The following is a 12,252-nucleotide window of genomic DNA, read 5'->3' on the forward strand; positions in this document are numbered from 1 at the left end:
CGCCTTTACCTGTCCTGACCCTTCTGTTGCGCCGCGCGGGCTCGGGGGCCTGTGAAATATTCCTGCACCCAAGGATGGTCCACTTTGGTCATGTCCTCAATCGGACCTTCAACCAGCACGCGTTTTTCTGCAAGCACTGCAATGCGGTCGCAGATGGCGTAAAGGCTGTCCAGATCGTGAGTGACCATGAAAACCGTCAACCCAAGTGCCTGCTGCAATTCGCCGATCAGTTCATCATATGCAGCCGCGCCAATCGGGTCCAACCCGGCAGTCGGTTCATCCAGAAAAACGATCTCGGGATCGAGCGCCAGTGCCCGTGCCAGCGCGGCGCGCTTTCGCATTCCGCCCGACAGTTCCGATGGAAACTTGCCGCAACTCAGCTGGGGTAGACCCACGAGGCTGATCTTCAACGCGCCCAGCGATTCCATCAGCTTTTCACTAATGCCCGTGTGTTCTCGCAGTGGGGCCATCACGTTTTGCAATACGGTCAGCGATGAAAACAGCGCACCATCCTGAAAGGCTACGCCCCAGTGCCGTTCTATCCTGCGGCGATCTTCTTCGGGGCCGTTCAGGACATCGACGCCCAGCACTTCTATACTGCCCGCCGCAGGTTTGTTCAGACCCACAATTGTACGAAGTAAAACGGATTTTCCGGTTCCGGACCCGCCAACAATACCAAGAACCTCGCCACGCCAGACATCAAGGTTCAGGTCGTCATGAACCACCTGTGTTCCGAATTGGTTCCTGAGACCGCGAACACGGATCACGGCGTCACGCTGCGCTGTGGTGTGTGCGGCCTTGTGTTGGATGCCATCTTTCATGTCAGATTCCGATTTCTGAAAAGAAAATCGAAAACAATGCGTCGATTGCAATCACCATGAAAATGGATTGCACGACCGAAGCTGTCGTACGCTGCCCGACACTCTGGGCAGACCCTTTTACCTGCATGGCCTGCCAGCAGGCTATAACCCCGATGACCAATGCAAAGAACGGTGCCTTGATTAAACCAACTGCAAGTTGCCAGACATCGGTGTTTTCTTTCAAACGAGTGACAAACATGCCCGGGCTTACGCCCAGATCGATCCAGCTCATAAGGGCCCCGCCGAACAGGCCGGCAACATCTGCGACAAAGCCAAGAATGGGCAGCATTATCAACAACGCCAAAACACGTGGAACGACCAGAACCTCGATCGGGTCAAGACCCAGCGTCCGCATGGCGTCAATCTCTTCCTGTACTTTCATCGAACCAATCGAGGCCGTAAATGCGGAACCCGAGCGGCCGGCAACGATAATGGCGGTCAGCAAAATTCCCAGCTCTCGCAGAATAGAGATCGAAATCAATTCGACCACAAAGATTTCTGCCCCGAACTGTTTCAGCTGTGTCGCACCCTGAAAGGCCAGCACGACACCGATCAGAAAACCCATCAGGGCCACGATGGGAAGGGCTTTGACCCCAGTTTCCTGCATATGCGTCACCAATGCCGCTTTTCGTAGGCGCCACGGCATGACCAGGGACCGAAACAAGCGGTGCAAGGTAAGGCCCAGAAATTCGAGGATCGATAGAGTATCCTTCCAGGCTCCGAATGTGCCCTGACCCACATGAGCGACCCAGTCCAGAAATCCACGAGGTTCCTCGAGCTTTCCGGGTTTGTCCGGGATACTGCGGGTTACAGTGTCTATCAGCGCCGCATGTGCGGGTTTCACACCGTGAAACTCCAGTGTGGCACCGTTTGACGTGAACCTCCGGCCAAGGTCTGCAACCAGCCAGGCTCCGCCCGTATCCAGTGCTTCGACGCCGGACAGATCAAAAACGACCTTGCCCCCGAAAGGTTGGACTGCAGCAAAATCACGCTCCACAGTTTGCAGGGATTGGGTGACCAACTCACCAGAAATGCGCACTTGATTGCCGCTGGCGTCGCGCTCTGATGTTATCGTTGGCTGCGTCATGGTGCCATGTGAAGTAAAACACTCAATGCCCGCAATGACTTTGTGCCATTTGGTCTGGTTTTTGCCGCGAAGGATGGCCTTGGCGTCACGCCGGGTCGTGAGTAGGAACACTCGAAACTTGAAATGGGAGCGTTGTTTTTCTCGGGTCAAATCAGACTGGAAGAGAAAACGCAGGACTGTTCGACTAATCGGTTGCGCGAAGATCGGAAGCGGGACACATTCCGCAGCGGAACCCAGGGTGCGAATTTCGGAGAAGTCGGTATGCATCACGCCAAGAACGTTCTGTTCATCATCATCGACCAATTGAGGGCAGATTGCCTGAGCGGCGCTCTGGCCGATAACGTAAAACTACCGAACCTGCGGGCCTTCATGGATGAGGCTGTGACCTTTACGCGCCATTTCTCTGTCACCAATCCCTGTGGACCATCCCGAGCATCGATTTTGACCGGCCAATACGCGATGAACCATCGTTCCGTGCGAAATGGTACGCCGCTGCGTCATGACACTCCGAACATTGCTACGGAAATGCGAAAGGCGGGTTATATGCCGATGCTGTTCGGGTACACAGATACGTCTGCCGACCCCCGAGTCCATGATCCCAACGATCCCGTGCTCAAATCTTATGAGCAATCGATGAACGGGTTCCTTGAAGTTGTCGAAATGCGCCTGGAAGAGTCATATCCTTGGCAATCATATTTGATGAAAAATGGCTACACGTTCGAGACATATTGGGATGTCTACAAGCCTGTCTCTCCGGATGGTCAGGTTCCCAAGTTGAACGACCCGGCCATGTATCGGGCTGAACACAGCGACACGGCCTTCCTGACCGATGCGTTTCTGGACGGGATTGCACCTTATCGTGGCCAGGGGTGGTTTGCTCATCTGACTTACATCCGTCCGCATCCACCTTTGGTCGCACCTGCTCCGTATAACGACATGTACGATCCGGCGGATATCCCGCTGCCGCAGCGCTTGCCGAGTGAAACCGCTGAAAAGGCGCTTCATCCTTTTTTCGGGCCAAAGCTGGATTCTTATACCGCAAATAAGTTTGTTCATGGCTTCGATGATGTTGAGCCAACGGATGAAAACGTTCGCACTTTGCGAGCTGTTTATCTGGGATTGGCGACCGAGGTCGATCACCATATCGGGCGCGTTGTTCAGTATCTCAAGGACAGTGGGCAATACGACGATACCATGTTGATCATAACGGCTGATCATGGCGAAATGCTGGGCGATAGGTACAGCTGGGGCAAAATGACTGTGTACGATGCGGCCTATCACACTCCGCTTATGATCCGCGTGCCGGGGAACGAGGCAAGGGCCGGCGCAAAAGTCACCGTGCCTACCGAATCCGTTGACGTGACACCGACAATCCTTGATTGGATTGGGCAGACTGCCCCAAACGCCATGGATGGCCGCTCTTTGCTGCCCTTGTTGCATGGCGACGTCCCCGATGACTGGCGCAGCTATTCCTTCAGCGAGCTGGATTTCTCCGAACCCGAAGAACCGACCGTCTGGCAACAGCGGTTGGGAACGGGAAACAGCGATTCATGTCTGGGAATATTGCGGGACGAACGATTCACGTTGATCGAATTTGCAGCTGACCTCCCGCCGATCCTGTTTGATCATCAGGGCCGGGGAGAATTCGAAAATCTTGCGGAAAACCCCGAGTTTTCGGCTGATCTTGCCCGATTGGGCAGACAGATGCTGCGCCACCGGATGCGAAACATGGATCATACCTTGTCGTTGCACTCCATCACCTCCGAAGGCGCGAAGTCCCGTTCCAGGTATTAGGATCACTGCACGCTTTCGTCCTCTTTTCTGTTGGATAAGGCAAATTGCTTTGGACATTTTGTCGTTCATCAATTCCACTACCGGCGCATGAATTCTGATGGTACCCATGGGTTGTGGAGAGGACCAACTTGGACATTACCGAACAGCGCATAAAGGCGATGACGACTGCCGGGCTGAACCTCATCGGTCAGGCGCTTTCGATCTATGACAGTAAGCTGAAACTGGTGTTGAGCAATCGTCGGTTCAAGGAAATGTTCGACCTGCCGGATGAACTGGTCGAACGCGGAGCCTTGTTTCGGGATACCATCCATTTTCTCGCCAGCCGTGGGGAATACGGTGACGAAGAAAGCGTGGAGGAAATGGTCAACCTGCGTGTAGAGCAGGCTTTGGCGTTTGAGCCTCATTATATGGAACGAGTACGACCCAACGGGCAAGTTATCTCGATTGAAGGCGCACCACTGCCGCAGGGCGGATGGGTTGCGGTCTACACCGACATAACCGGCACCCGGCGTGCAGAAAACCTGCTGCGGGCGCGATCGGAAGAATTGTCGGAACAATTGCTCGGCCACGCCGAAGAACTGTCTGCAACCAACCGAAAGCTTGCGGCCACGATCACGGCATTGGAAGAGGCCAAACGCGAGCTGACCGAGATCGAAGCCCGCACACGCATGATGACTGAAATGATGCCGGCTCATATCGCGCATTTGGATAGCACTGGTCGATATGATTACTCCAACCGCCGTTTGAGCGCTGTCTTGCCCGGACGCCCGTCCGAAATTTTGGGGCTTCACATATCTGAAGCGCTTGGTGCCGCCGCGTTTCAGAGGGTCGAAACGCATCTGGCAAAAGCATATGACGGAGAAACCTCCGTATTCGAGTTCAACGAGGATCAGGATTCCCGCCGCATCCGGGTTTCATTCACTCCGGATGACGCCGGAGGCGTGTATGTGATGTCGGTTGACATCACCGAAGAAACGCAGGCGCGCGTTGTCTTGCAGCAAACACGCCGACGGGCGATGGCCGCCCAAATGACCAGTGGGTTGGCACACGACTTCTCCAATTTGCTGACGATCATCCTTGGGATGCAGTCCAAACTGAACAAAATGGACCTGTCGGATGAGGCGCACGAGCTTGTTGCCGCGACTCAGCAAACCGCGCGTCGGGGTGGGCAATTGCTGAACCGGATCGCGGACATGACCGGGAACCGTACGCCACAGCCTCAGGCCACGGATATGAGGGCACTGTTGGAAGACCTGAGAATTTTGGCCTCGCCTTCTTTACCGCGCGGCGTCGGTTTGTCAGTGGTCAACACTTTACCGGACCGGGCTTTGATGCTGGACCCGGGAATGGTACAGGATGCATTGCTGAATCTGGTGCTGAATGCGCGGGACGCCTGCGGCAGTTCGGGCCAGATTACAATCAGCGCGCATACTATCGGAGAAATTTGGATTGAAGTCACCGTATCAGACACTGGCCCGGGCTTTACACCAGAGGCGCTGGAAAAGGCGTTGAATCCATTCTTTACCACCAAGGGAAGCGACGGGTCGGGGCTGGGTCTCCCCATGGTGTATGACACTGTGAAGCTCGCCGGTGGCGATTTGCATCTCAAAAACACGCCATCAGGCGCGTCCGTTGTTTTGCGGCTTCCATTTCGACCTGCTCCGCCCGTGCAGAACGGTTTGGTACTTCTGGTTGAAGACAGTGAAGATCTGCGGGGTCAGTTTCGGGATATGCTGGTAGAGCTGGGCTTCGCCGTCATCGAGGCCAATTCGGTAGATGAGGCGCTGGCGCTGATAAACAGCGTTGAAGACATTTCTCTTGTTCTATCTGACATACGTCTGGAAGGAAGTGGTACCGGTCTGGACATATTGCGACAGGTGAAGCCGGGATTGCCATGTATCCTTATGACATCGCTGCCCAGTTCGGACCCGTTGTACCGGCGCGGCCTTGCGTTGGGCCCGGTGTTGCGTAAACCGTTTTCGCAGGCTCAATTGTCGGCCCTGATCCAAACCGAGGCCGCCTGATGACGCAACCGCTGGTTACCATCCTCGACGACGAACCCGAAATCCGACGCATCCTGACGGACGCTCTGGAGGATGCCGGTTTCCGAACGCAGAGTTTTTCCCGCGCGCGAGAGTTCGAGGCTGCGCTCAATCGTGTGACGCCTGATGTCTGTCTGGTCGACCTGTCCTTGCCGGACACGGATGGGCTGGCGTTGGTTCATCGTCTGGCGCTGGAACAAGGTGCGGCCGTGATCATTATTTCGGGGCGTGCGCAGGTGCAGGATCGTGTTACAGGATTGGAGCTTGGTGCAGACGACTATATTACAAAACCGTTTGACCCTGCGGAAGTCGTGGCGCGGATCAGGGCAAGATTAAGAACACCCCGCACTCAGACCTCACATTCGGATACGGCAGAATTCAACGGCTGGACCGCACATTTTGACCGATACGTTCTTGAAAATGAATCAGGTGACGAAACACCGTTCAGCCATGCTGAGGGGGAAGTCCTGCGTCTGTTTCTGGAAAGCCCCAAGCGGCTGATCAGCAGGGGGCAAATGCAAGAGTCCCTGGGCGGTGCAGCCGGAGACAGTTTTGACAGGGCGATGGATGTTCGGATTTCCAGGTTGCGTACCAAGCTGGGAGAGGATCCCAAGAACCCGCGGTTGATCAAGACGATCTATGGAGCAGGGTATATATTCTTGGGTGACGTTGGTTGGAAGTAGGCGCTGATCCAATCGGCCGAAACTTGGTCAGATGAGTTGTTTTCCATATCTGTTTGGTCTCTTCGAGCACTCAATGCTGAAGCTACTGACAACTTGATACCCGTGTTGGAACTGACTCGTCGAACATAAATCGTCCCTTCGCTTATTCGCGCAACGCCTGATCTTTTATCTTCACAACCGGTTGCAGAATGTAATCCAGCACTGATCTGCGGCCAGACAGGATGTCCACTTCAGCGATCATGCCTGGTATGATTTCGACTGCTATGCCATTGCCATCAAGCATGGTGTTATTGGTTCGGATTTCCACAACAAAGACATCTTCATCATTACGCTCTGATCGTGTGATCGTGTCTGCGCCGATGCGAATGATTTCACCATCCAGTGCCCCGTATCGTGCAAAATCATAAGCCGTGATTTTGACTTTCACAGGCTGACCGGCGTGCAAAAACGCGATGTCCTCAGGCTTTACATAAGCTTCGACAAGCAATGTGTCGTCCAGCGGCACGATTTCAACAAGGTCCTCTCCGCTACGGGCAAGGCCGCCGATAGTTGAGCGATGAATTCGGTTTACAATGCCGCGTACCGGAGACCGAACCTGCGCTCTTGAGGCCCGGTCGCGCAAAGCGGGCAAGGCGGGTTGCAAAGCAGCCAGCTCGGCAGTGGCAAGCGCCAGATCCGTCAGCGCTGCGCTGCGAAACCGGCTTCGCACCGCCTGAATCCGATCGTCGATTTCGTCCAAGCCCGTTTGCAACCTGTTGGTTACAGCTTCTGCCCGAACCTTGCGACCACGCCATTCGGCTTCACTCCGCCGCAACGCAAGCAATGTTGTTGCAGGCTCCATTTGACGCTCGACCAGCGGAGCCATGATCGCCCTCTCTTCGGCCAGGACCAGTAGGGTTTCGTCCGCCGTCACTTGATCGACCAGGCCTTCCTCAAATTCTCTTTGCTTTTGTTGACGCTGACGCTCCAGGATGGCGATTTCTGCCTCCAATTCAGCCCGTCGCCCTTGGTACAGTGCAGTTTCAGATTGTACGAGGGTAGGCGCGCCATTGATCAGTTGGACATCGAACTCCAGTTGTGTCCCATCTATTTCGGACCGAAGACGTTGGACCCGGGCCATAAGTCCGAATGCGCGTTGTTGTTCCTGACTGAGCTGACTGTCAATCTGGGTCGTGTCGAGTTCCATCAGCAATGCACCTTTGTCGACCAATTGACCTTCGCGAACATGCAACGACTGCAATACGCCGGGCTCGGTGGCTTCGATCAACTGAATGTCCCCTGAAGGCACGATTCGACCGTCCACACGCGTGACATCGTCCAGTTCAGTCAGATACGCCCACAATCCGGCGGCGATCAGGCAGAACAGGATCACCAGCAGCAGCAACGAACTCCGGACAGGAGAGCGCCCCTGCATCTCTCTAGCCAGTGCGGCTAGGTCAGGATGCTGCGACATTCAGGTGCCGCCCTGTCGGACGAACATGTTGTGTCAGCAGGCTCTTGGGACCATCTGCTGCGATTTTCCCGTTTTCAAGGATTATGACTCTGTCAACAAGCTCCAACAGGCTGGTTCTGTGCGTTATGACAACCATGGTTGAGTCCGCAGAGCTTTTTTTCAGACGCTGGATAACCTGGGCTTCGGTTTTGACATCCATCGCGCTTGTTGGTTCATCAAGCAGGAGAACCGGCGGGCGGCCGATGAGTGCTCTTGCCAGGGCAATAGCCTGCCGTTGTCCGCCAGAGAGCCCTTCGCCACGTTCCGCGAGTTGAAGATCGTAACCGCCTGGATGGGTGGCCACGAAATCTTCAACCCCGGCGGTGCGGCCCGCTTCGATCAGTTCCTGATCTTTTGGCCGGATTGCGCCACTTGCGATATTGTCCCGGACGGACCCGGAAAAGAGCCATATGTCCTGTAGGACAGATCCGATGTTGCGGCGCAGATCGCCAGGATCGATCTGGCGGATATCAAGGCCGTCGAACGTAACAGATCCAACTCGCGGCGCGTACAATCCCAGCATCAGGCGTGCGATGGTGCTTTTCCCACAGCCTATCTGACCCAGGATCGCCACTTTTTCACCCGGTTTGATCGTGAATGAAACGCCTTGCAGGGTATCTTCCCCTCGGTCAGGGTAGGAAAAATACACGTTGTTGAAGGCGATCTCTCCTTTGAAATCGGGCCGGTTGACCCATGTTCGGCCTTGTGGGCGTTCGCTTTCCGCCATCATCAGAGTGTTGAGGTTTCGGTATGCACTTCGGGCTTGGTTAAGCCTTGTCAACGTCTGAGCCAGCTGCCCCAAAGGTGCCAGTGCCCGCCCTGTCAGCATCACCGAGGCAACCAATGCACCCATGCTGGTCTGACCGTCTGTGATCAGAAAAACACCATAAAAAACGATCAGCACCTGAGCGGATTGTTGTGTAAAACCGGTCAGGTTGAGAGCAAATTGTGTAACGGCCCGGCTCTGAGCGCCATGCGAGGATTGCCGTTCTATCGCCTGCTCCCACCGAGAACGCATTTGTCGACCGGCAGCGGTCGTCTTTATCGTTTCGAGACCCGAGACAGCTTCCACGAGTACTGATTGTTTAGATTGCCCGTCAGCCAGGTTTTTTTCCGCCATGCGAGACAGGATCGGCTGCACCGCCAAACCCGTCAGCAGAACCACAGGCACTGCCAGAGCCGGGACCAATGCCAGTTGCCCGCCGACCAGATAAATCACAAATATGAACAACCCGATGAACGGCAGATCAACGACAGCAACAAGCGTTGCGGACGTGAAGAACTCGCGCATGGTCTCGAACTCACGAATGGTACTGGTCATAGCGCCAGTAGAACCCGAGCGCGACTTCATCTGGATATTCAGAACTTGGTCGAAAATTCGCCGACCCATGAGCAAGTCGGCTTTTTGCCCGGCCTTGTCGATAAACGCTGCCCGCAGCAATTTTAGCGCGAAGTCAAAAAGAAGCGCCAGAGCCACGCCTGCCGTCAAGGCAATGAGCGATTCGGTTGCCTCATTGGGCAACACACGGTCATAGACGACCATAATGAAAATTGACGTCGATAAGCCGAGAAGGTTTGCCAGCGCCGCAGCGAGCGCGACCTGAATGTAAGTCCATCGATTGGCGGATAGTGCCGCGCAAAACCAATGACCGCGGTAAGGCGCGTTACCAGCGTCCAATTCATCTGTATGATTTCGGCGGAACAAGACTGCGTAACCGGTGTAGGTTTCAGTCAACTGTTCTTCCGAGAGTTCACCGATTCCTTCACCAAGATCCGGGTCAAAGACCAGCAAGGCCCCGTTTTTTGCCCGGCCATGATACACAACAGCCTTGTTTTCGACCATCAGCAACAAGGCTGGAGCCAACGTCTCGTCAAATTTCGTAATGTGCCGCTCGCCATATCCCGCCTGTAAACCAGTGTTTTGCGCTACGGCGACGATGTCACGAATTGTCAGATCCCCGTCTGCGCCTGTCTGTGCCGCCTGTATTGTTGCGAGGGTCAGGGGGCGTTCAAGTGTAGCGGCAATATTCAGAAGGCAGGCTTCGAAGCTTGTTAAACGAGGGCGGTCTTGCATTGATTTCAACGTGCTCATTTCTCCTCGCTCCAATTGCCGGGCGATATGCCGAGCAGATCCAAAATGTCTCCGGTGAGGCTCAGAGCTGCGTAGTTGGTCAGAAAAAAGCTCTGCTCGGCCAGGATCAGGCGTTCTTGCGCATTTACGTAATCGCGCTGAGCGTCCAGGATTTCTATCAGGCTGCGACGCCCAATTGAGAACTGCGCGCGGGATGCTGTTACACTGTCGGCATTGGCGGTCGCCGCAATACGGGCCGCACGCAGTCTTTCCGCTCCTGCTTTTTGATCGGATCGAATAAAGCCCAGTTCCCGCATGATTTCGCGAACCAATTGCTCTCGTGCAAATTCCGCTTCTTTCACTTCCGCTTCAGCTGCTGCGATGGCGGCACGGCGTTGACCAGTACTATCCAACTCGTAGTTGAATGAAAGATCCACGCCAAAATTTGCATCCCGAGTGTCATCCTGGTTGGCAAATGCTGCGACCCGAACGTTCGGTTTACGCCGAGCCTGAGCTGCTGACCACTCGGCTTTGGCCGCCAGCAAGCCAGCGTCAGCCCTGCGTATCTGAGGGCTGTTCATCACAATCTGGGCGTCACTGCTATTCAGCGGAGGAGCGGGCACGGGTGGGGGTAATAAGCCGGGAAAAGTCCCGAACACTTCGCGGAATCGCGCTTCGGCCCGATCAGTTCGTGCTCGTGCATCCGCCAGTCTTGTTCGCGCATCTGCCATTCTGGACTGAGCGGTCAGAACATCTGCATTTGAACCCGCCCCACCCGCTGTACGGTCTGAAATTTGACGTACCAGTTCTTCATGGACCGAGACATTGTCGGCTGCGATACGGAGTATCTTCCTTTGATCAAGGACAAGTACATAGGTCTCAACGGCCGCCAGCGCCGTGGCCGATGCCGTTTGAATCTGATCACCCCGGCTTTCCATAACGCGTGCTCGCGCTGCCGTCAGATCCCCTGATGCGGCCCCACCGTCATAAACCAATTGCGAGATTCTCAGATAAGGTGAAACATCTGCAATATCCGATTCAACCCGTTCAGACCGCGCATTTATCCCCAACGATATCTGCGGAAGAAATGCGCCTTCAGCTGCATCTCGATTGGCTGATGCGACATCCATTCTGGTATCGCTTTGTGCCAGTGTCGGGCTTGTCTCTACCGCCTGGCGCACGCGTTGCCCGAACGCGCTTTGACTAAGTTTTGCGGATGGCTTTGTTGCACCGGCACCGGTGGTCCCGGGTGCAAAGGATACTGCCACAGAAGACAAATCAGGAGGGGGTGTGCAGGCGGACAGCAGTATCGCAAACACAGCGAACGCAACCCAAGATAGCATTGCCTTACTGGAACGCATGGAGACCCTCCTGCCTGCAACGGTCCATGGCTTCTTCTTTCTGTTGCGCCGCAACCAACGCGTCCAAAAACCCTGAAACACCGGTGGTCTTTTGTGTCAGAGAACCATCAGTTACTCGATGCGCGCGGGCATGAGCATGTGCCAGCCAAATACAATGGGTCAGCGAAATCTGATGAGCGTGAATCAGTCGCAAGCCCCCATTCGACGTAAGCAGTGACAAGTGCGCCCGGGGAATTTTCTCCAGAGTGTTCTGCTTGACGCCATAATGCCCGCATGGGACCTCAACCCCCTGGAAGGAGGTAAGCGGACTAAACAATCCCATGTCAGCAAGAACACGACATAGATGAGTTGTGTATCTCATCGACTCTTTCAGGGCGCGAAGGAAAGCTGCGACTTTTTTCAGTTCCGGCGAAAGTTGCCCTGATTTGTCGAAGAATACTTCGTCATCCGGATTGTCAGTGATGAGCCCAGACGTTTCGTCGACAAGCAACTCGTCGCTGCCGTCACCGTCCGGTTCAATCAGTTGGGGCCGGAACGGAGCGCAGCGCAAAGCGGATGGGACGTAAGTCGCAAGCCAATTGCCCTGCGCCGATACAAATGGTGTAGGCGGGTCTGGTTGCATGGACAAAACAGCCATTGGGTAATACCCGTATTCAGATTTCCGAAAAATGATTGGAAAAGTGGCTGCGGCCTGAAGAATTTCGGCTTCAACAACGGGGCAATCTACCATATTTCGTGCGAAATCGAATGAGGTAAACCTCTTCCAGAACCGATGACCATGTCGTCGAATACTGACTGGAGTTAAGCCATTCTGTGCCATAACCACCTCTTGATGTTGAATTCCGCTCGTTCGTACGCCGGG

Annotated in this window: 9 protein-coding genes; 3 read left to right on the forward strand and 6 right to left on the reverse strand. The window is 54.9% G+C overall.

The window, feature by feature from the left end; translation table 11 throughout:
• Nucleotides 1-5: 5 nt before the first annotated feature.
• Complete coding sequence (locus AC2FLP_RS11435; RefSeq protein ID WP_299897276.1) at nt 6-821, reverse strand: ABC transporter ATP-binding protein; 816 nt, start codon at nt 819-821, stop codon at nt 6-8.
• A 1-nt stretch (nt 822) separates the two neighbouring features.
• Nucleotides 823-1,947, reverse strand: a complete 1,125-nt coding sequence (locus tag AC2FLP_RS11440) for an ABC transporter permease (protein ID WP_117874086.1) — start codon at nt 1,945-1,947, stop codon at nt 823-825.
• Nucleotides 1,948-2,208: 261 nt separating this feature from the next.
• On the opposite strand from AC2FLP_RS11440, the gene AC2FLP_RS11445 reads away from it, so the two are divergent.
• The 3 genes from AC2FLP_RS11445 to AC2FLP_RS11455 all read left to right on the forward strand — a co-directional run bounded on the left by AC2FLP_RS11445 (nt 2,209) and on the right by AC2FLP_RS11455 (nt 6,466).
• Entirely contained in the window at nt 2,209-3,741 is a 1,533-nt protein-coding gene (locus tag AC2FLP_RS11445; protein ID WP_496683808.1) for an alkaline phosphatase family protein, read from the forward strand.
• 128 nt (nt 3,742-3,869) lie between these two features.
• Complete coding sequence (locus AC2FLP_RS11450; protein WP_299897270.1) at nt 3,870-5,765, forward strand: PAS-domain containing protein; 1,896 nt, start codon at nt 3,870-3,872, stop codon at nt 5,763-5,765.
• Nucleotides 5,765-6,466, forward strand: coding sequence for a response regulator transcription factor (locus tag AC2FLP_RS11455; RefSeq protein WP_117873709.1), 702 nt, complete (start codon nt 5,765-5,767; stop codon nt 6,464-6,466). Before AC2FLP_RS11450 ends, AC2FLP_RS11455 begins: the two co-directional genes overlap by 1 nt.
• 142 nt (nt 6,467-6,608) lie before the next feature.
• Here AC2FLP_RS11455 and AC2FLP_RS11460 read toward each other — a convergent pair whose 3' ends face one another.
• Genes AC2FLP_RS11460 through AC2FLP_RS11475 form a run of 4 tightly spaced genes read right to left on the reverse strand, consistent with a single transcriptional unit; the run spans nt 6,609 to nt 12,210 of the window.
• Entirely contained in the window at nt 6,609-7,919 is a 1,311-nt protein-coding gene (locus AC2FLP_RS11460; RefSeq protein ID WP_496683812.1) for an HlyD family type I secretion periplasmic adaptor subunit, read from the reverse strand.
• A complete protein-coding gene (locus tag AC2FLP_RS11465) occupies nt 7,903-10,050 on the reverse strand; it encodes a type I secretion system permease/ATPase (protein WP_496683815.1) in 2,148 nt (715 codons plus the stop codon). The genes AC2FLP_RS11460 and AC2FLP_RS11465 overlap by 17 nt, the downstream gene beginning before the upstream one ends.
• Nucleotides 10,047-11,390 (reverse strand): TolC family protein, encoded by a 1,344-nt coding sequence (locus AC2FLP_RS11470; RefSeq protein WP_496683818.1) that lies wholly within the window; start codon nt 11,388-11,390, stop codon nt 10,047-10,049. The genes AC2FLP_RS11465 and AC2FLP_RS11470 overlap by 4 nt, the downstream gene beginning before the upstream one ends.
• Nucleotides 11,377-12,210, reverse strand: a complete 834-nt coding sequence (locus AC2FLP_RS11475; protein ID WP_496683821.1) for a SapC family protein — start codon at nt 12,208-12,210, stop codon at nt 11,377-11,379. The genes AC2FLP_RS11470 and AC2FLP_RS11475 overlap by 14 nt, the downstream gene beginning before the upstream one ends.
• Nucleotides 12,211-12,252 lie beyond the last annotated feature (42 nt).

The organism is Ruegeria sp. CDSA141 (assembly GCF_059612005.1).

Excerpts from the sequence above, each read along its gene's own strand:
- AC2FLP_RS11455 (WP_117873709.1), top strand. The coding sequence starts at position 5,765 with ATGACGCAACCGCTGGTTACCATCCTCGACGACGAACCCGAAATCCGA.
- AC2FLP_RS11475 (WP_496683821.1), bottom strand. The coding sequence starts at position 12,210 with ATGGCACAGAATGGCTTAACTCCAGTCAGTATTCGACGACATGGTCAT.
- AC2FLP_RS11460 (WP_496683812.1), bottom strand. The coding sequence starts at position 7,919 with ATGTCGCAGCATCCTGACCTAGCCGCACTGGCTAGAGAGATGCAGGGG.
- AC2FLP_RS11445 (WP_496683808.1), top strand. The coding sequence starts at position 2,209 with ATGCATCACGCCAAGAACGTTCTGTTCATCATCATCGACCAATTGAGG.
- AC2FLP_RS11435 (WP_299897276.1), bottom strand. The coding sequence starts at position 821 with ATGAAAGATGGCATCCAACACAAGGCCGCACACACCACAGCGCAGCGT.
- AC2FLP_RS11440 (WP_117874086.1), bottom strand. The coding sequence starts at position 1,947 with ATGACGCAGCCAACGATAACATCAGAGCGCGACGCCAGCGGCAATCAA.
- AC2FLP_RS11470 (WP_496683818.1), bottom strand. The coding sequence starts at position 11,390 with ATGCGTTCCAGTAAGGCAATGCTATCTTGGGTTGCGTTCGCTGTGTTT.
- AC2FLP_RS11465 (WP_496683815.1), bottom strand. The coding sequence starts at position 10,050 with ATGAGCACGTTGAAATCAATGCAAGACCGCCCTCGTTTAACAAGCTTC.